Annotated in this window: 18 protein-coding genes; 8 read left to right on the forward strand and 10 right to left on the reverse strand. The window is 51.7% G+C overall.

Annotation, left to right across the window (positions count from 1 at the left end):
- The first annotated feature begins 49 nt into the window (after positions 1-49).
- On the forward strand, positions 50-1,498 hold the full coding sequence (gene thiI / locus SD961_RS08260) for a tRNA uracil 4-sulfurtransferase ThiI (RefSeq protein WP_318789907.1): 1,449 nt from the start codon (positions 50-52) through the stop codon (positions 1,496-1,498).
- Between the two features lie 129 nt (positions 1,499-1,627).
- On the opposite strand, the gene yajL is transcribed toward thiI, so the two are convergent.
- Both yajL and panE read right to left on the reverse strand, forming a co-directional pair.
- The gene (yajL, locus tag SD961_RS08265; RefSeq protein WP_318789908.1) at positions 1,628-2,233 is read right to left on the reverse strand and encodes a protein deglycase YajL; all 606 of its coding nucleotides are present in this window, start codon (positions 2,231-2,233) and stop codon (positions 1,628-1,630) included.
- A complete protein-coding gene (gene panE, locus SD961_RS08270; RefSeq protein WP_318789909.1) occupies positions 2,187-3,107 on the reverse strand; it encodes a 2-dehydropantoate 2-reductase in 921 nt (306 codons plus the stop codon). The genes yajL and panE overlap by 47 nt, the downstream gene beginning before the upstream one ends.
- A gap of 161 nt (positions 3,108-3,268) precedes the next feature.
- Between panE and SD961_RS08275 the strand changes: the two genes are divergently transcribed.
- Positions 3,269-3,760 (forward strand): YajQ family cyclic di-GMP-binding protein, encoded by a 492-nt coding sequence (locus SD961_RS08275; RefSeq protein ID WP_318789910.1) that lies wholly within the window; start codon positions 3,269-3,271, stop codon positions 3,758-3,760.
- A gap of 720 nt (positions 3,761-4,480) precedes the next feature.
- On the opposite strand, the gene SD961_RS08280 is transcribed toward SD961_RS08275, so the two are convergent.
- The 8 genes from SD961_RS08280 to SD961_RS08315 all read right to left on the reverse strand — a co-directional run bounded on the left by SD961_RS08280 (position 4,481) and on the right by SD961_RS08315 (position 13,360).
- Positions 4,481-5,848, reverse strand: coding sequence for an MFS transporter (locus SD961_RS08280; protein WP_318789911.1), 1,368 nt, complete (start codon positions 5,846-5,848; stop codon positions 4,481-4,483).
- Positions 5,849-5,975: 127 nt separating this feature from the next.
- Positions 5,976-6,863: a heme o synthase gene (gene cyoE / locus SD961_RS08285; protein ID WP_306207452.1), complete on the reverse strand. Its 888-nt coding sequence runs from the start codon at positions 6,861-6,863 to the stop codon at positions 5,976-5,978.
- A 13-nt stretch (positions 6,864-6,876) separates the two neighbouring features.
- Positions 6,877-7,206: a cytochrome o ubiquinol oxidase subunit IV gene (locus tag SD961_RS08290; RefSeq protein WP_318789912.1), complete on the reverse strand. Its 330-nt coding sequence runs from the start codon at positions 7,204-7,206 to the stop codon at positions 6,877-6,879.
- Positions 7,206-7,820 carry a cytochrome o ubiquinol oxidase subunit III gene (locus SD961_RS08295; protein ID WP_318789913.1) on the reverse strand — a complete coding sequence of 205 codons (615 nt, stop codon included), beginning with the start codon at positions 7,818-7,820 and terminating at the stop codon, positions 7,206-7,208. Before SD961_RS08295 ends, SD961_RS08290 begins: the two co-directional genes overlap by 1 nt.
- The gene (gene cyoB / locus SD961_RS08300) at positions 7,810-9,801 is read right to left on the reverse strand and encodes a cytochrome o ubiquinol oxidase subunit I (protein ID WP_318789914.1); all 1,992 of its coding nucleotides are present in this window, start codon (positions 9,799-9,801) and stop codon (positions 7,810-7,812) included. Before cyoB ends, SD961_RS08295 begins: the two co-directional genes overlap by 11 nt.
- A 4-nt stretch (positions 9,802-9,805) precedes the next feature.
- On the reverse strand, positions 9,806-10,732 hold the full coding sequence (gene cyoA / locus SD961_RS08305; RefSeq protein WP_318789915.1) for a cytochrome o ubiquinol oxidase subunit II: 927 nt from the start codon (positions 10,730-10,732) through the stop codon (positions 9,806-9,808).
- 519 nt (positions 10,733-11,251) lie between these two features.
- Positions 11,252-12,733, reverse strand: coding sequence for a muropeptide MFS transporter AmpG (gene ampG, locus SD961_RS08310; protein WP_318789916.1), 1,482 nt, complete (start codon positions 12,731-12,733; stop codon positions 11,252-11,254).
- 48 nt (positions 12,734-12,781) lie between these two features.
- Positions 12,782-13,360 carry a lipoprotein gene (locus SD961_RS08315; RefSeq protein ID WP_318789917.1) on the reverse strand — a complete coding sequence of 193 codons (579 nt, stop codon included), beginning with the start codon at positions 13,358-13,360 and terminating at the stop codon, positions 12,782-12,784.
- 299 nt (positions 13,361-13,659) lie between these two features.
- Here SD961_RS08315 and bolA point away from each other — a divergent pair, with 299 nt between their 5' ends.
- The 6 genes from bolA to hupB all read left to right on the forward strand — a co-directional run bounded on the left by bolA (position 13,660) and on the right by hupB (position 20,978).
- On the forward strand, positions 13,660-13,974 hold the full coding sequence (bolA, locus tag SD961_RS08320) for a transcriptional regulator BolA (protein WP_318789918.1): 315 nt from the start codon (positions 13,660-13,662) through the stop codon (positions 13,972-13,974).
- Between the two features lie 320 nt (positions 13,975-14,294).
- Entirely contained in the window at positions 14,295-15,599 is a 1,305-nt protein-coding gene (gene tig / locus SD961_RS08325) for a trigger factor (protein WP_318789919.1), read from the forward strand.
- Positions 15,600-15,935: 336 nt separating this feature from the next.
- Positions 15,936-16,559 carry an ATP-dependent Clp endopeptidase proteolytic subunit ClpP gene (gene clpP / locus SD961_RS08330; RefSeq protein WP_024967267.1) on the forward strand — a complete coding sequence of 208 codons (624 nt, stop codon included), beginning with the start codon at positions 15,936-15,938 and terminating at the stop codon, positions 16,557-16,559.
- Positions 16,560-16,678: 119 nt separating this feature from the next.
- Positions 16,679-17,953 (forward strand): ATP-dependent protease ATP-binding subunit ClpX, encoded by a 1,275-nt coding sequence (gene clpX / locus SD961_RS08335; RefSeq protein WP_306207430.1) that lies wholly within the window; start codon positions 16,679-16,681, stop codon positions 17,951-17,953.
- A gap of 187 nt (positions 17,954-18,140) precedes the next feature.
- A complete protein-coding gene (lon, locus tag SD961_RS08340) occupies positions 18,141-20,495 on the forward strand; it encodes an endopeptidase La (protein WP_306207429.1) in 2,355 nt (784 codons plus the stop codon).
- 210 nt (positions 20,496-20,705) lie between these two features.
- On the forward strand, positions 20,706-20,978 hold the full coding sequence (gene hupB, locus SD961_RS08345) for a nucleoid-associated protein HU-beta (protein ID WP_306207427.1): 273 nt from the start codon (positions 20,706-20,708) through the stop codon (positions 20,976-20,978).
- Positions 20,979-21,002 lie beyond the last annotated feature (24 nt).

Here is a 21,002-nt window from a genome sequence, read left to right on the forward strand (position 1 = left end):
TAAGTGCGCTTCATTTCAGCACTTAATTGCTCAACGAACCCATGCCGCCATGAAGTTTATCATTAAGTTATTCCCCGAAATTACTATCAAAAGCCAGAGCGTTCGCCTGCGCTTTATCAAAATCCTGACGACGAACATCCGTAATGTCCTCAAGTATAGCGACGAAACGCTGGCCGTTGTACGTCATTGGGATCATATCGAAGTGCGTTCAAAGGATGAAAGCAAGCGAGCCGTGATTGTCGACGAGCTGCAGCGCATCCCCGGCATTCACCACGTGCTGGCGGTGGAAGATCGCGTCTACACGGATATGCACAATATCTTTGAGCAGACGCTGGAGCTGAACCGCGATCGTATTGCAGGGAAAACCTTCTCCGTACGCGTGAAGCGTCGTGGAAAGCATGATTTCAGCTCTCAGGACGTTGAGCGTTATGTGGGCGGCGGGTTAAACCAACACGTTGAAAGCGCCCAGGTGAAGCTTAACCACCCGCAGGTAACGGTGAATCTGGAGATTGAAGACGATCGTCTGATTCTGGTTACCGGACGCTATGAAGGCATTGGCGGTTTCCCGATTGGCACGCAGGAAGATGTGCTCTCGCTGATTTCCGGCGGCTTTGATTCCGGCGTTTCCAGTTATATGCTGATGCGTCGCGGCTGCCGCGTGCACTACTGCTTCTTTAATCTGGGCGGCGCGGCGCATGAAATTGGCGTGCGTCAGGTCGCGCACTATCTCTGGAACCGCTTTGGCCGCTCGCACAAAGTACGTTTTGTGGCGATCAATTTCGAGCCAGTAGTCGGCGAGATCCTGGAGAAGGTGGAAGATGGCCAGATGGGCGTGGTGCTGAAGCGGATGATGGTGCGTGCCGCCTCCAGAATTGCCGAGCGTTACGACGTACAGGCGCTGGTCACAGGTGAAGCGCTGGGGCAGGTATCCAGCCAGACGCTGACCAACCTGCGTCTGATCGATAATGCCAGCGATACGCTGATCCTGCGTCCGCTGATTTCCCATGATAAAGAGCACATCATCAATCTGGCGCGCCATATCGGCACGGAAGATTTTGCCCGCACCATGCCGGAATATTGCGGCGTGATTTCAAAAAGCCCGACCGTGAAAGCGGTGAAAGCGAAAATTGAAGCGGAAGAGCAGAACTTCGATTTCGCTATCCTGGACCAGATGATAGCTGAAGCCACTAACGTTGATATTCGCCAGATTGCGGAAGAAACCGAGCAGGAAGTGGTGGAAGTAGAGACGGTGGTCTCTTTCGCTGAGAATGATGTGGTGCTGGATATCCGTTCGCCAGATGAGCAGGACGATCGTCCGCTTGATCTCGAAGGCGTGGAGGTCAAAGGGTTGCCGTTCTACAAGCTGAGCACACAGTTTGGCAATCTGGACCAGAGCAAAACCTGGCTGCTCTACTGCGAGCGTGGCGTAATGAGCCGGTTGCAGGCGCTCTATCTGCACGAGCAGGGCTTTAAAAACGTCAAAGTTTATCGCCCCTAGCTTGAGAGGGTTTGCACAATTTCTTGTGCAAACCTTTTAGTTGTCAGCGGCTATTTTTTAGTGGCCCTGGCAACATATCCTGTTTGTACGGACTCACTAAGGCGAGTGAAACGCCCCGAATGTTCCAGCTTATTCAATCCACTCCCGGTAATCATAAATTCCCGCTGCCAGTACCAGCTCTTTTGCCACCTCATGCGCTTTATCCTTACCCAGGATCAGATCTATCAGCTTCAGCGCGAAGTCGACAGAGGTGCCGGGTGCCTGACTGGTCAGTAAATTCACACGCGGGTCCCAGACCACGCGTTTATCCATCCATTTTTCTGCGGGAATTGTCTCTTTCAGGCCGGGAAAGCCGGTCATGTTCCCTACGGGAAACAGATTGTGCGGGATGAGTACAGTGCCAGGGGCGGCGCAAATCGCCGCAACAATTCTTCCAGAAAGATGGAACTGACGCACGGTTTCAATCAGTAAGGGACTATCCCGGAAGGCTTCTGCGCCTTTCAGACCACCCGGCAACACGATAGCGGCAAAATCATTATCGGCTACGGCAACTAATGGCGCATCGGCCAGAAGCCGTACGCCGCGTGAGCAGCGGATCTCGCGGCTGCCATCGTCAGTGACGCTGGCGGTTGTGACCTCTATTCCTGCGCGTACCAACAGATCGATAGTGGTGACGGCCTCAGTCTCTTCACTCCCAGGTGCCAGGCAAACCAGTACCGATACGTTCTCGCTCATAATCTTGTTCCTTTCGCTTAATCATTTCGTAAAGCCGGTTGTTTTCAGGCGTCGCCAGACCCTGTGCCCGCGCCCGGCGGATCACGTAGCCCGTGATGTAATCAATCTCTGTCCTGCGTTCGGAGCGAATATCCTGCAGCATGGAAGAAGTGTTAGCGGCGGTGCTGTTGATCACGTCCAGCACATAGTCGAGCAGCGCCTCAAGTGAAGTGTGCTGGCCCTCCCGCTCCATCACCATTGCCAGTTCACTGCACAAAGCGGACACTTCCGGTAGATGGTTTAGCAGCTCGCCGTTGGGGCAGTCGTACACGACGGTTAGCGGGTTAATCACGCAGTTTACCGCCAGTTTCTGCCATGCCGCTGAGGCCACATTGTTATGCCAGGCCACATCCGGTAACGCGTGCTGAAGCACCTCTGCAAAATCGGTAAGAGCAGCCGCAGCAGGGGAGGTGGGGCCAATATGGGTGATGCCTGCTGCAACATGCACGATAACCGTGCCATCACGTTTGGCGGCATGTGTGGTGATGCCCCTGAGTAAAGGTTGAGGAAGCGCTTTTAGCTCATCCAGCGTGCCCATTCCGTTGTGCAGCAGCAGGACCGGACACTCATCGCGCATCGTACCCTGCAGGTTTTTCACTGCTTCTGACACCTGCCAGGCTTTCAGCGTCACAAGCAGCAGATCACTTTCGGCGAGAAATTTCGGATCGTTGGCAATGCAGGTCTTATTAATGACGGTGCCACTCAGGTCGATGACGTTTACCGAACAATAGGGCTGGGGGACACGCAACCACCCCTGGACCTCGTGGCCCTGAGCGTCGAGGGCAGCTAACCAGATTTGCCCTAATGCACCGCATCCCAATACGGTAATTTTCATTCATCCTCCCCGCTTACGGGTTGCGTGAGTTCAACCAGGCTGCCGACTTTTACTGGAAACCCGCAGGCCGATATTCTTATTATAGCTTTCATCAACGATGGTTTTTTTACCGGGCCTAAGTGGGTATTATGCATGTCACTTTACGATCAGGAGAATACATCATGCCATCTTTCGATATCGTTTCAGAAATTGACATGCAGGAAGTTCGAAATGCGGTAGAAAATGCCAACCGTGAACTGGCCACGCGCTTCGATTTCCGTAACGTAACGGCCAGCTACGAGCTGATTGAAAACAATGAGTCGATCAAGGTGCTCAGCGAATCTGATTTTCAGGTTAAGCAGCTGGTAGATATTCTGCGTGAAAAACTGCTTAAGCGTGGCATTGAAGGCGCAGCGCTGGAGATCCCGGAAGAGATTGAGCACAGCGGCAAGACCTGGAGCGTGGAAGCTAAAATGAAAAAAGGTATTCCCGCTGACGTGGCGAAGAAGCTGATTAAGCTTATCAAAGAGAGCAAAATGAAAGTGCAGACGCAGATTCAGGGCGATGAAATCCGGGTAACGGGTAAATCACGCGATGATCTGCAGGGCGCAATGGCGCTGGTGCGCGGCGGTGATTTGGGTCAGCCTTTCCAGTTTAAGAACTTCCGCGACTGATTGACGTGTGCAATCAGCAGAAGCACAAGGGCATGCTCTCTGAAGATTAGTACTTCGGGTCAGTGAAAGATTTATTGTCTGAAAATTCGCGACTCCAGACAGGCAGAGGAAAGGGGCGTTTTTTGCAGATTCGCTGCTCACTTCACGCAGTGGGAAGGGCGCGTCGTTTGCGGAATGATTAATCTGCTCAGGAAGAGGGGGCTGAACACAAAAACGCCGTAAACCCCTCCGTGGGGGCTGCGAAGCGGCGTCCATGCCGCTTAGTTTTTGCTTAGCAGCCTCCTCTCCCTTCCCCTCAGTACTGGTGTCGCCTGTCAGATAAAGCCAAAACCAACTTCCAAACCCAGCAGCAAAGCTGGTTTGGACCTGTGTAGACACTAAGCCAATCAACAATACAGAATTTAACGGGGGTGCCTTTGCACCGCAGCCGGTCTTAACCTGTGCAAGCGCTGAAATCAAAGACAACGACGAATCTCCTGGATGACACCCAAGAGCACATTAGCCAAGTGTCTGCCGCAGGGATGGATTCACAACGTCTCGGATAACGAGTCCCATATTGACGCCATGTCACCGAACCCGCTTCTGACAGGGAGTTTAATTACAACATACTGAAAAGGAGCAATATCGGGACACCTTGCCATCGCACCCGATTTTGACCGGGCAGTGTATAACAACACCCGGATAAGTCGCTCTTGAGTAATCCCTTACTCACATTAACTATTAAACCGCGTCAGCCACCAGCTTCTCGATCTCCGCCCGGTTAGTCACCTTGCTGTCGATCTTCACATAGGCGCTTTTCTCTTCCGGTACGATAAACACTGCGGCCACGCCCGGTTGCGCTTTAATACGCTGTTCAAGCTCCGCTTTTTCCAGCGGACTGTTATTCAGCATGATTCGCAGGCTGCTGACATAAGGCGGCTCTTTCATCGTACAGCTAACGATCAGCCAGAGCGCCGCGACCAGGGTGCCCACCAGGAACACACTCTGCGCGTCAAAATGACCAAAGACCCAACCGCCCATGCTGCCGCCGATGGCCACACCAATAAACTGGCTGGTGGAATAGAGCCCCATCGCGGTGCCTTTATAACCCGGAGGGGATTCCTTACTCACTAATGAAGGCAGAATAGCTTCCATCAAATTGAAACCAATAAAGAAGAGCTGCACGCCAACCACCAGCGTCCAGAAGTGGTTGCCTGCGCCCCAGAGGACAATTTCAGCAATCAGCATCAGCGCCACGCAGCAGACAAATACCCGCTTCATGCGACGCTTCACTTCGGCATAAATAATAAACGGGATAACGCCGCAGAAGGCGACAAGCATGGTGACCAGATAAACTTTCCAGTGTTGCTCTGCCGGGAAGCCGGCCCGTTCGAACTCGCCCGGCAGGGCAACAAAGCTCGACATCAATAAAATATGCAGGCACATAATGCCGAAGTTCAGTTTTACCAGACGGCTGTTTGCCAGCACATCTTTGATAGAACCTTTAACCATGCCCGATTCACGGTTAAGAATATGATTCGGCGCAGCAGGTACCACCAGAAGCGTGATAACGATCCCACAGCTCGCCAGAATCGCAATCATCCAGAACAGCGCATGCAGACCTAAAGCGTGGGTGATGATCGGCCCCAACACCATAGCGATGGCGAAGGTCACGCCGAAGCTGATGCCAATAAATGCCATCGCTTTAGTGCGATTCTGCTCCCTGGTCAGATCGGAGAGCAAAGCCATTACCGCCGCAGCGATAGCGCCCGATCCCTGCAAGGCTCTGCCCAGAATGACGCCCCAGATGGAGGTGGTGCAGGCGGCAATCACGCTGCCGAGAACGAAAATAAGTAATCCACCAACAATAAGAGGCTTACGGCCAATACGGTCCGATAACAGCCCAAAGGGGATCTGGAATACGGCCTGCGTTAAACCGTAGATGCCAATCGCGAGTCCAATTAATGCTTCTGTTGCTCCCTGTAATGCCATGCCATAAGTCGTCAGGACCGGCAGCACCATAAACATGCCCAGCATGCGCAGGGAAAAGACCGTCCCCAAACCCCATGTCGCACGCAGCTCGACTGGAGTCATTTTATTATCGTTCATTACTACCTCAGTTTATCTGGTCGACGTATTTTAGGCGGCGGGGCAGGGCGGGTAAAATAATACTTATCGCGAAGTGGTAACAAAAAGAAAGGGCGCGATAATCGCGCCCTTTGTGATGAGGTCTGTGCTATCTGACCATCGTCAGCAGGTCTTTCGAGGCCGGAGCCATAAAGTCTACTGACATCATGACGCTGAGCGCCGTGATGGCCACAATGGAGAAGACAAACAGCTTACGAGCCCAAACGCGGTCATTCTGCGTTTTATAGCCCGAAAGCGCCATGCCCAACCACCACACGCTAACCGCTGCAGCAACAATCAGATATTTGTAGCCCGCATATCCCCCCAGCGTCAGCATCAGGGTGGCAATCATAAACGCCAGGATATAGAGCGTAATATGATTTTTTGCTACCGAAATACCTTTTACCACCGGCAGAACCGGGATATTCGCGGCCTGGTAATCTTTAAAGCGGAAGATAGCAATCGCATAGGAATGCGGCATCTGCCACAGGCTAAAGATAGCCAGCAGGATTAATGCGCCAGCATCAAACTGGTTGGTGACAGCACAGTAGCCAATGACTGGCGGCGCAGCGCCGGAAAGACTACCAATCAACGTGCCATACACAGACTTGCGCTTCATATAGAGGCTGTAAACGCCCACATAAACCACAAAGCCCATCACCGCCAGCCACATGGCCAGCGGATTTGCTCCGAAATACAGCAACGCGAATCCAGCAATACCCAGAACGGTTGCATAAACCAGAGAGACTGTCGGAGAAATGAGGCCTTTTACCAGCACTCGATTTCTGGTCCTCTCCATTTTTACGTCGATGTCACGGTCGATAAAGTTGTTATAGACACAACCTGATGCGACCACCAACGAGACACCAACCAAGGTGGAGAGAAACAGGGGATAGTCGATACTGCCTTTAGAGGCCAGCAGAAATCCCCCGATTACAGAAATTAAATTTCCGAAAATAATTCCTGGTTTCGTTACTTGCAGGTATTGCTTCATCATCACGGGCAGCTCTTTAGTGGACCATCATGTTGTAATTGAGGTTCCACATAATCCATATAGAGCCCACTACAACGATCAGAATGATGACGGCAGAGAAGACAATTGCCACCAGATTCCAACGCTGGTCGGTAGAGGTGCTGAGGTGCAGGAAGTAATAAAGATGCACCAGCACCTGAATGACTGCCGTCACGATGACAACGGCCAGGATAGTTCCCTTAGACGCGCCGCCGCTCATGACCATCCAGAAAGGAATAGCAGTCAGAATGATCGACAGAATAAAACCGATCATGTAGGTCTTCACGCTACCGTGCGAGGTACCATGATCGCTTAATGTCTTGCTCATTACATGGCCCCCAGCAGATATACGATGGTGAATACACAAATCCAGACAACGTCCAGGAAGTGCCAGAACATGCTCAGGCACATCACGCGCGTATGGTTGGTAGAGGTCAGACCTTTAGTGGCAACCTGATACATCAGTACCAGCATCCAGATCAAACCGCAGGTCACGTGCAGACCGTGCGTACCTACCAGCGTAAAGAATCCTGAAAGGAAGCCGCTACGCTGTGGACCGAAGCCTTCGGTAATCAGATGATGGAACTCATAGATTTCCATTGAGATAAAGCCTGCACCCAGCAGGAAGGTCACCGCCAGCCAACCCAGTACGGTTGATTTGGTGCCTTTTTCCATGCTGATTACGGCAAACCCGTAGGTGATGGAGCTGAACAGCAGCAGCGCTGTTTCGCCCAAAACAAACGGTAACTCAAAGATATCTTTACCTGCAGGGCCGCCAGCTGTGCTGTTGACCATCACTGCATAGGTCGCAAACAGCGTTGCGAAGATAATGCAGTCGCTCATCAGGTAGATCCAGAAGCCAAAGAGTTTATTGGCTCCTGCATCGTGATGCCCATGCTCCGCATGGGCGTCGTGGTGTTTAGTCAGAGTTTCAGTCGACATTTTTCAGACCTGCTTTGCTAATTTCATCAAAGTGCTGATTCTCGATTTTTTCGATCTCGGCAACGGGAACGTAGTAGTCAACGTCTTCGTCAAAGCTCTTGATGATCCAGGTTAAGATCATACCGAGGAACGTCAGACCTACCAGCCACCAGATGTGCCAGATAGCCGCGAAACCAAACACCAGGCTGAAGGCCCCGATAACCACACCAGCGCCGCTGTTTTTCGGCATGTGGATCTCTTCGTAACGCTCAGGCTGTTTGTACGCTTCGCCTTTCTCTTTCATTTCCCAGAACGCATCGCGCTCGTGAATGACAGGCACTTTAGCAAAGTTATAGAACGGTGGTGGTGAAGAGGTTGCCCACTCCAGCGTACGACCGCCCCATGGGTCACCGGTCACATCACGCAGCTGCTCACGGTCACGTACAGAGACCCAGAACTGCGTAATCTGGCACAGCACACCACAAGCAATCAGCGCGGCACCGCCCGCAGCAACCACCAGCAGAGCGTGGAACTGTGGATCGATATCCTGGCTAAGACGACGGGTCATCCCCATGAAGCCCAGTGCGTACAGCGGCATAAAGGCAACGAAGAAACCAATAATCCAGAACCAGAAGGCACGGATACCCCATTTTTCGTTCAGGCAGAAGCCGAACGCTTTCGGGAACCAGTAAGTCACACCAGCGAAGCAACCAAACACCACACCACCGATAATCACGTTATGGAAGTGTGCAATCAGGAACAGACTGTTGTGCAGCACGAAGTCCGCACCCGGCACCGCCAGCAGAACACCGGTCATACCACCTACAGAGAAGGTGACCAGGAAGCCTACGGTCCACAACATAGCAGAGTGCATCTGAATGCGGCCCTGGTACATGGTGAACAGCCAGTTGAAGATTTTAACACCGGTCGGGATGGCGATAATCATCGTCATGATACCGAAGAAGGCGTTAACGTTCGCACCGGCGCCCATGGTGAAGAAGTGGTGCAGCCAGACCACAAAGGAGAGAACGGTAATAACAACCGTCGCCCATACCAGTGAGGTATAACCAAACAGACGCTTTTTAGAGAAGGTAGCCACCACTTCGGAGAAGACACCGAAGACTGGCAGAACCAGGATGTATACTTCCGGATGTCCCCAAACCCAAATCAGGTTTACGTACATCATCATGTTGCCGCCCATTTCATTGGTGAAGAAATGGAAGCCCAGATAACGATCCAGAGTCAACAGTGCCAGCGTCACGGTCAGAACCGGGAAGGAGACAATGATCAGCACGTTCGTACAAAGCGAAGCCCAGGTGAACACCGGCATTTTGAACATGGTCATGCCAGGCGCACGCATTCTCAGGATAGTAACGAAGAAGTTAATACCAGTTAATGTCGTACCAATACCCGAAAGCTGCAGACTCCATATCCAGTAGTCAACGCCGACCCCCGGACTGTATTCCGCGCCGGAAAGTGGCGGATAGGCCAGCCAGCCGGTCTGAGCAAATTCGCCCACGCCCAGTGACAGGTTAACCAGCACCACACCCACAGCCGTGAACCAGAAGCTCAGGTTGTTCAGGAACGGGAAGGCCACATCGCGTGCACCGATCTGCAGAGGAACAGCAATGTTCATCAGACCAATAACAAACGGCATCGCCACGAAGAAGATCATGATCACGCCGTGGGCGGTGAAGATCTGGTCGTAGTGATGGGGCGGTAAGAATCCGGCCTCGCCAGCCGAAGCCAGCACCTGTTGGCTACGCATCATCACCGCATCGGCAAAGCCGCGCAGCAACATGACGAAAGCCACAATGATATACATGATACCGAGTCTTTTGTGGTCAACAGACGTCAGCCATTCTGACCACAGATATTTCCACTTACCGAAGTAAGTGATTGCTCCGACCAATGCCATACCACCAAGAAGGATGGCTGCAATGGTGACCACGAGAATCGGCTCGTGATACGGTACTGCATCAAGGGTTAATTTTCCCAGCATCGTATTATTCCTCAGCTCCCGCTTTAGAAGCTTCGCTCATGTCCATGCCTTCATGTTCAGACATGTCCATTTTCCCGTGGCTCATTTTGAATTTGCCAATCACTTGCTTGAACAATTCAGGATTCGCCGTTGAGAAGAACTGCACCGGATGGTTTTCGCTTGGCGCTGCCAGTTTCTCGAAATCATCCATAGTCGTCAGCGTGTTAGGTGATTGTTTTGCTTTCGCTACCCACTGCTCAAAAGCGGCATTGTCAGGGGTAGCAATCGCTTTGAACTTCATACCAGAGAAGCCGCGACCACTGAAGTTGGAGGAAATGCCGTCAAACGTACCTGGTTCATTCGCAATCAGGTGCAGTTTAGTCTGCATCCCCGCCATAGCGTAAATCTGGCTACCAAGGGTTGGAATGAAGAAGGAGTTCATTACGGAGTTAGACGTGATCTTGAAGCTCACCGGCGTGTTGGCCGGGAAGGCGATCTGGTTCACGGTTGCAATACCCTGTTCCGGGTAAATGAACAACCACTTCCAGTCCAGTGCAACCACATCAATCTCAATCGGCTTCACATCGGAGGCCAGAGGCTTACCCGGTTCCAGCGCGTGGGTAGATTTCCACGTCAGGATAGCCAGGAAAAGAATAATTAAGATGGGAACAGTCCAGACCACGGCTTCCACTTTATTCGAGTGTGACCAGTTAGGGCTGTATTTTGCATTGGTATTGGATGCCCGATATTTCCAGGCGAACACCACGGCCATTAAGACTGCGGGAATAACGACGATCATCATCAAGCCGAAGGCTGTCAGGATCAGCGAGCGTTGCTCCAGTGCAATCTGTCCTTTGGGATTCAATAACGCACTATCACAGCCACTTAACAATAAAGTGCCTGCAATTAATGACAAAATCCCCAAACTTTTATTGTATTTCATGAGTCTCATTTAACGACCTCAATGACAAGGGCTCTATTGTCGTTTAAGTGTGGCGGCATTTTACGGGAACGTTTCAGTACTGTAAACCAGCAACATCTTGTGTCAGCGCCGTGTTGACACCTTTTGCAAACACTGTCACAGATGTTGCTGGAGGTGACAAATTATGAATCCTGGCAAGGGTTTGCTGCCAATATAACAAAAAACAATGATAACCCCGTATTTGCCATGGCCTCTGCTATAAACAGCGAATCTGTCATTCAAATATTTAACATCTGTGCATCATTTGTGAGATTTACTTTAAACAATACTAATAACGCACCGGTTTTTAATATAGACAGAGATTCTAATGTAAAGATGAAAACGTTCAGGGAAATAATGAAAAAGGTGTAAATGTGCAATCGGCTGATTGTTAAAAAACGGCGGTATATCGTGCGCGAACGCCGTTTTTTCAGGGCTGTTAAAGGATGCGATTGTTAAAAAATTGTGCTTACGTAGCGGGATAATTTTAATGGGTGACAAAAAATAATTTTAATTTTCCTGCTCCCCGTTTCGCTGCGCTAAAAAGTCCAGCAGGCTTCCGGCCACAATCCCTGACAGGGCCAAAAAAGTACCTGATTCAAGCAGAACGCTAATGAGTGCACCTGCATCCAGCACATTTATTGCGCGTAAAGCCAACAGAAGCAGCCCGGAGATAAGCAGAACGGCCCCGGATTTTAACGCCCTTAATGCCCAACGATAACCTGCCTCGAAACGGGTACGCGGCAGGAAGGATTGATGCGTTTGCGCATGCTCCAGTGTTCTGCGGCAGCCCGCAAGGAGAAGTAGCCCAGGCAATGCCGCCACGACGGAAAACGCGTAAAAAGTTGGCCATCCCCATCCCTCAACAAACCAGCCGGCTACCGGTCCGACATAGACGCGGCCAACGGCTGAGAGTGCAGAGAGCAGGGCAAACTGAGTTGCGGAGAAAGACTTATTGCAGAGCGTCATCAACAGCGCCACAAACGCTGCGGTCCCCATACCGCCGCAAAGATTCTCCACAAATACGGCTGCCGCCATGCTGTAGAGATGTTTATCCGTTACGGCCAGTATCCAGTAGCCGAGATTGGAAATGGCCTGCAAAATACCAAACAGCATTAACGCTCTGAACAGACTCAGGCGCTGCATCACTATACCGCCGTAGAGGGCACCAATGATCGTAGCGATTAACCCCAGCGTTTTGTTGACCAGGCCTACGTCGCCGGCATCAAACCCCACTCCCCGAATCAGGAAGATCGTGGTCAGACTGGCGGCAAAGGCATCGCCAAGCTTATAAAGAACGATCAGAGAGAGAATAAGCCATGCGTTATTGCGGTTGAAAAAGTCGCGAAGCGGGGCGATTACCGCTTCCTCCAGAGTGTGCGGCCGGTTGAGCGCATCAGAAGGCTCTTTCGCTAACAGCGTAGCTATCACGCCAGGAAGCATCATGGCAGCCATCAGCCACCAGATCGCCTGCCAGCCCAGATACCGATCGGCCAGCCAGAGTGCCAGCCCACCTGAAACCAGCATCGCCAGACGGTAACCCAGGACGCTCACCGCCGCGCCGCTTCCCCGCTCTTCCGCAGGCAGCACATCCGTTTTCCACGCGTCAAAAACGATATCCTGCGAAGCGGAACAGAATGCAACAAGCACCGCCAGGGCCGCCAGCAGCGTCAGATCTTCAGAAGGCTGCATAAAGCCCATTAAAGCGATGCCAACGATCAGCAGAATCTGGGTGATCAGCAGCCAGCCGCGGCGACGTCCCAAAAATGGGGGCGTGTAGCGGTCCATCAGCGGAGACCAGAGGAATTTGAAGACGTAAGCCTGACCGACCAGCGAGAAGAAACCTATTGTTTTGATATCAACATTTTCAACTGCCATCCAGGCCTGCAACGTGCCGGAGGTGAGCGCCAGCGGTAAACCGGATGCGAAGCCAAGAATAAGAAGAAGGGCGGCATTACGTTGGGTAAAGATCTGGAGGTAGTGGCTGGGCATACAAACCTTAAAACATAGCCCGCCGGGATGCCGACGGGCACAGGCCAATTAACGGGCGTTTTGCTTGATAAACTCGTGAATACTGGTGTCCTGAGCCATATCGGCAATCACGTCGCTAACGGTTGAATTAACCGCGTTGGTGATTTTCGCGTTGGTTGCTGAAAAAGCGCCTTCAACACTGTAGGTCTGACGGTAGTTCTTCACCTGCTTATTACCGTTCTTAGCCGTAGCGACGATAGAGATATCAGCTTTGGTCGTAATGCTGTAGCGCACGCTGCCCTGCGTCACGTCGGCATAGAGGTTATTAACGATGATCTGCAGATCAACTGCGCCATTCGGCCCAATCATATAACCGCGAGCGCCCATTTGCTTCTCCAGCACTTCCTGTAACAAGAAGCGCAGGTCGCGGGAAGGCGTCAGGGTTACTAACTGACCGTCACGGTTAACTTTTGCCAGCGCCTGATCGCTGCGCTGATCGGCGCCGTTGATGCTGACGGTGATGCCAGTCAGGCTTGGGTCCTGCTGCGGAAGCTGGATTTTAGGGGAAACGGTGATTGTATTGCTGTTGCTTGCACAGCCAGCCAGAACAAACAGGGCCAGCAGAGGGAAAATTATTTTTTTTAACATGCTTATTTTCTCGATGACAAAAGGTGTGATGCTGACAAAACTGCGGTCATCATATCATCGCCTGTATCAAGAGGAAGCCCTGATAGCGCGTAAATTCATCGCCTTGCACTTTTTTTACGCCAGCCCGGCAAAAAATGTTAGCGCCAGACGACATCCGCAGTTGCTATTGAGGGGGTGAAAATGCAGGGTAACGGAGATCCGGTGCGGGTTATTTTTATCAAAATGTGTCGGAAAAGATAATAAACCAGCTAATATTTAGTGGGATGGGGCAAAGCTCATGGTCGCAAAGGAGTCCAGATATGATCCGCGAAGAAATAGAAGAAAAGTTAAGAATGGCGTTTACGCCTGTTCATCTGGAAGTGCATGACGAAAGCTATCGTCATAACGTCCCAGCGGGTGCAGAAAGCCACTTTAAAGTGATTATTGTCAGCGATAGCTTTATCAACCAGCGCTTTCTTATGCGTCATCGTACTATTTATAGTGCTCTGGCGGATGAGCTGGCTGGAAGCGTGCACGCGCTGGCTTTACATACCTACACCGTCAAGGAGTGGGAAGGATTGCAGGATACCGTTCCTTCATCGCCAAACTGCCGTGGAGCAGGAATGCTGGCCTGAGGCACAATTTTCACCTGAAGCGGCCTGCGGGCCGCTTTGTCATTTTTAGGGCAAATCATCCCAGGCATCCACTTTTCTGCCGTTAATCCGCTAAAAGGTGTGAACCAGACGAAATGTCGGAGGTAAGCAGCCTCGACTAGCCCTGATGATGCCGCTATAATGCTGCGTCTATTTTTCCGGAATGTCTTCGGGACGCTTTTGGTAACAGGGAATGCGGTTCTGGCATCAGAAGCCGTCCCGGTTCTTAGTCTCTACCCTGTTTCTTGCGGAGCAGGGAGGGTCTGAAGTTGACCGAGCACGTGATTTTTTGAGGTAATAAGATGCAAGCTTCAGTAGAAACAACTCAGGGCCTGGGCCGTCGCGTTACGATTACCGTTGATAAAGACGTGATTGAAAATGCGGTGAAAAGTGAGCTGGTCAACGTATCGAAAAAGGTACGTATCGACGGTTTCCGCAAAGGGAAAGTGCCGATGACTGTCGTAGCTCAGCGCTACGGTGCCTCTGTTCGCCAGGACGTTCTGGGCGACCTGATGCAGCGCAACTTCGTTGACGCCATCATCAAAGAGAAAATTAATCCGGCTGGCGCACCAAGCTACATGCCAGGCGAATACAAAGTGGGTGAAGACTTTACCTTTACGGTTGAGTTTGAAGTGTACCCGGAAGTTGAGCTGAAAGGTCTGGACGCAATCGAAGTTGAAAAACCGGTTGTAGAAGTGACTGACGCCGACGTTGACACCATGCTGGATACCCTGCGCAAGCAGCAGGCCACCTGGAAAGAGACTGACCGCGCAGCAGAAGCAGAAGACCGTATCACTATCGATTTCAACGGTTCTGTAGACGGTGAAGAGTTCGAAGGCGGCAAAGCGTCTGACTTCGTACTGGCTATGGGCCAGGGTCGTATGATCCCAGGCTTCGAAGAGGGTGTTGTCGGCCACAAAGCGGGCGAGACCTTCACTATCGACGTTAACTTCCCGGACGATTACCACGCTGAAAACCTGAAAGGGAAAGCAGCGAAGTTTGAAATCGTTCTGAAGAAAGTGGAAGAGCGTGAGCTGCCAGAATTCACCGAAGAGTTTATCAAGCGTTTCGGCGTGGAAGATGGTTCGGTTGCGGGTCTGCGTGCCGAAGTGCGTAAAAACATGGAGCGCGAGCTGAAAGGCGCCGTGCGTAACCGTGTGAAGACTCAGGCTATTGACGGCCTGGTCAGCGCTAACGACATCGATGTGCCAGCGGCACTGATCGACGGCGAAATCGACGTACTGCGTCGTCAGGCTGCACAGCGCTTTGGCGGCAACGAGAAGCAGGCTTTAGAGCTGCCTCGTGAGCTGTTCGAAGAGCAGGCTAAGCGCCGTGTGGTAGTTGGCCTTCTGCTGGGCGAAGTTATTCGTACCCACGAACTGAAAGCTGACGAAGATCGCGTAAAAGAGCTGATCGAAGAGATGGCTTCCGCTTACGAAGATCCGTCAGAAGTGGTTGAGTTCTACAGCAAGAACAATGAGCTGATGAACAACATGCGTAACGTTGCGCTGGAAGAGCAGGCTGTTGAAGCCGTGCTGGAGAAAGCCAAAGTGACCGAAAAAGCCACTAACTTCCAGGAACTGATGAACCAGGCGCAACCAGCCTGATTTACTGAGCCTGAAAGTTAATTGCAAGCCCGCGCTCATCATGACCGCGGGCTTTTCTATTTTATCCGTTGCCCGGATGTGCCATTTGACGTCTGTTCGCTCATTAAACCGGCAAAATATCGACTAAGCTATTTTTCCTGGTTAGCAGTTGCTTAAAACGTTGTTATGCTTGAATCAGCGGGGCAGCATCCCCAAATAGAACGTTATGGCGTATCAGCCTCTGTCTTGAATGTCCCCCTAAAAAGTGGGGGAGTGTAATGGAAACATAGTGTTCCGGATCGCACTCAAGTAGAATTGGTACGGAGTGTTGCCTAATGAAAAACCCAGGAGAAGGTAATGTCCTACAGTGGCGAACGTGAACAAACTGCACCTCATATGGCTTTAGTGCCGATGGTGGTCGAACAAACCTCTCGCGGAGAGCGTTCTTACGACATTTTTTCTCGCCTGCTTAAAGAGCGTATTATTTTCCTGACCGGCCAGGTCGAGGATCATATGGCGAACCTGATCGTCGCTCAGATGCTGTTTCTGGAAGCTGAGAACCCGGAAAAAGATATTCACCTTTATATCAACTCTCCTGGTGGCGTGATCACCGCAGGAATGTCGATTTACGACACCATGAAGTTTATCAAGCCAGACGTCAGCACTATCTGTATGGGCCAGGCGTGCTCAATGGGTGCGTTCCTGCTAACGGCGGGCGCCAAAGGTAAGCGTTACTGCCTGCCGAACTCCCGCGTGATGATTCACCAGCCGCTGGGTGGCTATCAGGGCCAGGCGACGGATATCGAAATCCACGCGCGTGAAATTCTTAAAGTGAAGCAGCGTATGAATGAGCTGATGGCTGAGCATACGGGCAAAACTCTTGAAGAAATAGAGAGAGACACGGAACGCGATCGTTTCCTGTCTGCGAGCGAAGCTGTAGAGTATGGGCTGGTAGATTCCATCCTGACGCATCGCACGTAAGCCCGATGCCCATCCGTCGTCTATAGTAAAGGATGGGATTGAGCTACGAATGAGGGTGCCGCAAGGCGGCATCATCGCCGCAACAGAGTGCGGACGAAGATAATAGAAGAGGTTAACTGATGACAGATAAGCGCAAAGACGGTTCAGGAAAGCTGCTGTACTGCTCTTTCTGCGGCAAAAGCCAGCATGAAGTGCGCAAGCTGATCGCCGGCCCGTCAGTGTATATCTGCGATGAGTGTGTCGATTTATGCAATGACATTATTCGCGAAGAGATTAAAGAAGTCGCCCCGCATCGTGAGCGTAGCGCACTGCCGACGCCGCATGAAATCCGCCATCACCTCGACGATTATGTAATCGGCCAGGAGAGGGCGAAAAAGGTGCTCGCCGTGGCGGTTTATAACCACTACAAGCGCCTGCGCAATGGCGATACCAGCAACGGTATTGAACTGGGCAAAAGTAACATCTTGCTGATCGGTCCAACCGGTAGCGGTAAAACATTGCTGGCGGAAACGCTGGCTCGCCTGCTGGACGTGCCGTTTACAATGGCAGATGCCACCACGCTGACCGAAGCGGGTTATGTGGGTGAAGATGTTGAAAACATCATTCAAAAGCTGCTGCAAAAATGTGATTATGATGTGCAAAAAGCGCAGCGCGGCATCGTCTATATCGATGAAATTGATAAGATTTCTCGTAAGTCCGATAACCCATCCATCACCCGTGATGTGTCGGGCGAAGGCGTTCAGCAGGCTTTGCTGAAGCTGATTGAAGGGACCGTGGCGGCTGTGCCTCCGCAGGGTGGACGTAAGCATCCGCAGCAGGAATTCCTGCAGGTTGATACCTCCAAGATCCTGTTTATCTGTGGGGGAGCGTTTGCCGGACTGGACAAGGTTATTTCTCAGCGCGTTGAAACCGGATCGGGTATCGGTTTTGGTGCCACGGTGAAGGGCAAGGCAGAGAAGGCCACCGAAGGTCAGCTGCTGGAGCAGGTTGAGCCAGAAGATCTGATCAAGTTTGGCCTGATCCCTGAGTTCATCGGCCGTCTGCCCGTTGTGGCAACGCTGAACGAATTGAGTGAAGAAGCGCTGATCCAGATCTTACGCGAGCCGAAAAACGCCCTGACCAAGCAATATCAGGCGTTGTTCAATCTGGAAGGGGTAGACCTGGAGTTCCGTGACGAAGCATTGACGGCGATTGCCAAAAAAGCGATGTCACGTAAAACGGGTGCCCGTGGCCTGCGTTCTATCGTTGAAGGCGCGCTGCTGAATACCATGTACGACCTTCCTTCCATGGATGATGTGGAAAAAGTGGTGATTGACGATTCAGTGATCGACGGTCAAACCGAACCGATGCTGATCTACGGAAAACAGGAAGCGCAACAGGCTTCTGGTGAATAAATAACCACATCTTTCCAGTCAGTTAACATTAAAAGGGGGAATTTATTCCCCCTTTTGTTTTTCTCTCGCAGATAACATTGAATCTCTTACATTCATCCCCATATACTCAACTACCTGTGGGTAAAACTGCTACTCGCCTGTTGCGGTTCCCATCACCCTGGCGGAAATTAAACTAAGAGAGAGCTCTATGAATCCTGAGCGTTCTGAACGCATTGAAATCCCTGTGTTGCCGTTGCGTGACGTAGTGGTTTATCCGCACATGGTAATTCCGTTGTTCGTCGGTCGTGAGAAATCGATTCGCTGCCTTGAAGCCGCCATGGATCATGATAAAAAAATCATGCTGGTCGCTCAGAAAGAAGCTTCAACGGATGAGCCAGGCATTAACGATCTCTTCTCTGTAGGCACTGTGGCCTCTATTCTGCAAATGCTGAAGCTGCCGGACGGTACGGTAAAAGTGCTGGTAGAAGGCCTGCAGCGTGCGCATATCACGACGCTTGCGGACAATGGCGATCATTTTACTGCCCAGGCGGAATACCTGGCTTCACCTGATATTGATGAGCGCGAGCAGGAAGTGCTGGTGCGTACCGCGATCAATCAGTTTGAAGGCTATATCAAGCTGAACAAAAAGATCCCGCCTGAAGTCCTGACCTCGCTGAACAGCATTGAAGATGCTGCGCGTCTGGCTGATACCGTTGCGGCGCATATGCCGCTGAAGCTGGCGGACAAGCAGTCTGTGCTGGAGATGTCAGACGTCAACGAACGTCTCGAGTATTTGATGGCGATGATGGAGTCAGAGATTGATCTGCTCCAGGTGGAAAAGCGTATCCGCAATCGCGTTAAAAAACAGATGGAAAAGAGTCAGCGCGAATACTATCTGAACGAGCAAATGAAGGCGATTCAGAAAGAGCTGGGCGAAATGGACGATGCGCCTGACGAAAACGAAGCGCTGAAACGCAAAATTGATGCGGCGAAAATGCCGAAAGAGGCGCGCGACAAAACGGAAGCTGAGCTACAGAAGCTGAAGATGATGTCCCCGATGTCGGCAGAAGCAACCGTGGTGCGTGGCTATATCGACTGGATGGTTCAGGTTCCGTGGAACGCGCGTAGCAAGGTCAAGAAAGATCTGGTGAAAGCGCAGGAAACCCTGGATACCGACCACTTTGGTCTGGAACGCGTTAAAGACCGCATCCTGGAATATTTGGCAGTCCAGAGCCGTGTAAGCAAAATCAAAGGCCCTATCCTGTGTCTGGTAGGACCGCCAGGCGTGGGTAAAACCTCGCTGGGACAGTCCATCGCTAAAGCGACCGGACGTAAATATGTCCGTATGGCGCTGGGCGGCGTGCGTGATGAAGCGGAAATCCGTGGTCACCGCCGGACTTACATCGGCTCTATGCCGGGCAAACTGATCCAGAAAATGGCAAAAGTAGGCGTAAAAAACCCGCTGTTCCTGCTGGATGAAATTGACAAAATGTCTTCTGACATGCGTGGCGATCCCGCTTCAGCGCTGCTGGAAGTGCTGGACCCGGAACAGAATATCGCCTTTAACGACCATTACCTGGAAGTGGATTACGATCTCTCCGACGTAATGTTCGTGGCGACCTCTAACTCCATGAACATCCCTGCGCCACTGCTGGATCGTATGGAAGTAATTCGTCTTTCTGGTTACACCGAAGATGAAAAGCTTAACATTGCCAAGCAGCACCTGCTCTCCAAGCAAATTGAGCGTAACGCATTGAAAGACAATGAAATCACTGTTGAAGACAGCGCGATTGTCAGTATCATTCGTTACTATACGCGTGAAGCGGGTGTGCGTAGCCTTGAGCGTGAGCTCTCCAAGCTGTGCCGTAAAGCGGTCAAAACGCTGCTGATGGATAAAACCGTCAAGCATATCGTGATCAACGCCGATAACCTGAAGGATTATCTCGGCGTGCAGCGCTACGACTACGGTCGCGCTGATAACGAAAACCGCGTAGGTCAGGTAACGGGGCTGGCGTGGACGGAAGTGGGTGGCGATCTGCTGACCATTGAAACCGCCTGCGTGCCGGGTAAAGGCAAGCTCACTTATACCGGTTCGCTGGGCGAAGTGATGCAGGAATCTATCCAGGCGGCACTGACCGTTGTGCGCGCCCGTGCAGAGAAGCTGGGCATCAATGGTGACTTCTACGAAAAACGTGATATTCACGTTCACGTTCCGGAAGGCGCTACGCCGAAAGATGGCCCAAGTGCGGGTATCGCTATGTGTACTGCCCTGGTTTCCTGCCTGACCGGTAACCCGGTGCGTGCAGACGTGGCAATGACGGGTGAGATCACCCTGCGCGGCCAGGTTCTGCCAATCGGCGGTCTTAAAGAGAAGCTGCTGGCAGCCCACCGTGGTGGTATTAAAACGGTGTTGATCCCTGATGAAAACAAGCGCGATCTGGAAGAGATCCCGGATAACGTGATTGCCGATCTGGATATTCATCCGGTGAAGCGCATCGAGGAAGTGCTGACGCTTGCGCTGCAAAATGCCCCTTACGGGATGCAGGTAGCCACCGCAAAATAGTGATATAAGACAAAAAGACGCCAAAACCAGAGCTGGCAGGTAAATTGGGACTTGCCAGCTTTTTTTTGTGCCGTTAATTTAGAGTGCTGTTAAGCCAGTGACGGCTCTGCCGTGTAAGGCGTGACAAGACTGAATCCAGATAATTGATGCGCGTTCGTATCGGGTGGGAAGCCCGGTTACGAGGTGAATAATAAAATAGGGGATTATTGAGTGAATAAGTCACAGTTGATCGACAAAATTGCTGCAAACGCCGATATTTCTAAAGCAGCAGCGGGACGTGTACTTGATGCTTTTATGGGCTCGGTGTCAGATTCACTGAAAGAAGGCGATGAAGTGGCATTGGTTGGCTTTGGCACGTTCTCCGTGCGCGAGCGTTCTGAGCGTACCGGTCGCAACCCACAAACCGGTAAAGAGATCACTATCCCAGCGGGTAAAGTACCAGGCTTCCGTGCCGGTAAAGCGCTGAAAGACGCCGTAAACTAAGGGCGGTATGCTTCCACCGCGGCA

The sequence above is a fragment of the Erwinia sp. MMLR14_017 genome (assembly GCF_033657285.1).
Taxonomy (GTDB): Bacteria; Pseudomonadota; Gammaproteobacteria; order Enterobacterales; family Enterobacteriaceae; genus Erwinia.

Bases quoted from the DNA above. Each gene is read 5' to 3' on its own strand.
- thiI (WP_318789907.1), top strand. From the start codon at position 50: ATGAAGTTTATCATTAAGTTATTCCCCGAAATTACTATCAAAAGCCAG.
- yajL (WP_318789908.1), bottom strand. From the start codon at position 2,233: ATGAGCGAGAACGTATCGGTACTGGTTTGCCTGGCACCTGGGAGTGAA.
- panE (WP_318789909.1), bottom strand. From the start codon at position 3,107: ATGAAAATTACCGTATTGGGATGCGGTGCATTAGGGCAAATCTGGTTA.
- SD961_RS08275 (WP_318789910.1), top strand. From the start codon at position 3,269: ATGCCATCTTTCGATATCGTTTCAGAAATTGACATGCAGGAAGTTCGA.
- SD961_RS08280 (WP_318789911.1), bottom strand. From the start codon at position 5,848: ATGAACGATAATAAAATGACTCCAGTCGAGCTGCGTGCGACATGGGGT.
- cyoE (WP_306207452.1), bottom strand. From the start codon at position 6,863: ATGATGAAGCAATACCTGCAAGTAACGAAACCAGGAATTATTTTCGGA.
- SD961_RS08290 (WP_318789912.1), bottom strand. From the start codon at position 7,206: ATGAGCAAGACATTAAGCGATCATGGTACCTCGCACGGTAGCGTGAAG.
- SD961_RS08295 (WP_318789913.1), bottom strand. From the start codon at position 7,820: ATGTCGACTGAAACTCTGACTAAACACCACGACGCCCATGCGGAGCAT.
- cyoB (WP_318789914.1), bottom strand. From the start codon at position 9,801: ATGCTGGGAAAATTAACCCTTGATGCAGTACCGTATCACGAGCCGATT.
- cyoA (WP_318789915.1), bottom strand. From the start codon at position 10,732: ATGAGACTCATGAAATACAATAAAAGTTTGGGGATTTTGTCATTAATT.
- ampG (WP_318789916.1), bottom strand. From the start codon at position 12,733: ATGCCCAGCCACTACCTCCAGATCTTTACCCAACGTAATGCCGCCCTT.
- SD961_RS08315 (WP_318789917.1), bottom strand. From the start codon at position 13,360: ATGTTAAAAAAAATAATTTTCCCTCTGCTGGCCCTGTTTGTTCTGGCT.
- bolA (WP_318789918.1), top strand. From the start codon at position 13,660: ATGATCCGCGAAGAAATAGAAGAAAAGTTAAGAATGGCGTTTACGCCT.
- tig (WP_318789919.1), top strand. From the start codon at position 14,295: ATGCAAGCTTCAGTAGAAACAACTCAGGGCCTGGGCCGTCGCGTTACG.
- clpP (WP_024967267.1), top strand. From the start codon at position 15,936: ATGTCCTACAGTGGCGAACGTGAACAAACTGCACCTCATATGGCTTTA.
- clpX (WP_306207430.1), top strand. From the start codon at position 16,679: ATGACAGATAAGCGCAAAGACGGTTCAGGAAAGCTGCTGTACTGCTCT.
- lon (WP_306207429.1), top strand. From the start codon at position 18,141: ATGAATCCTGAGCGTTCTGAACGCATTGAAATCCCTGTGTTGCCGTTG.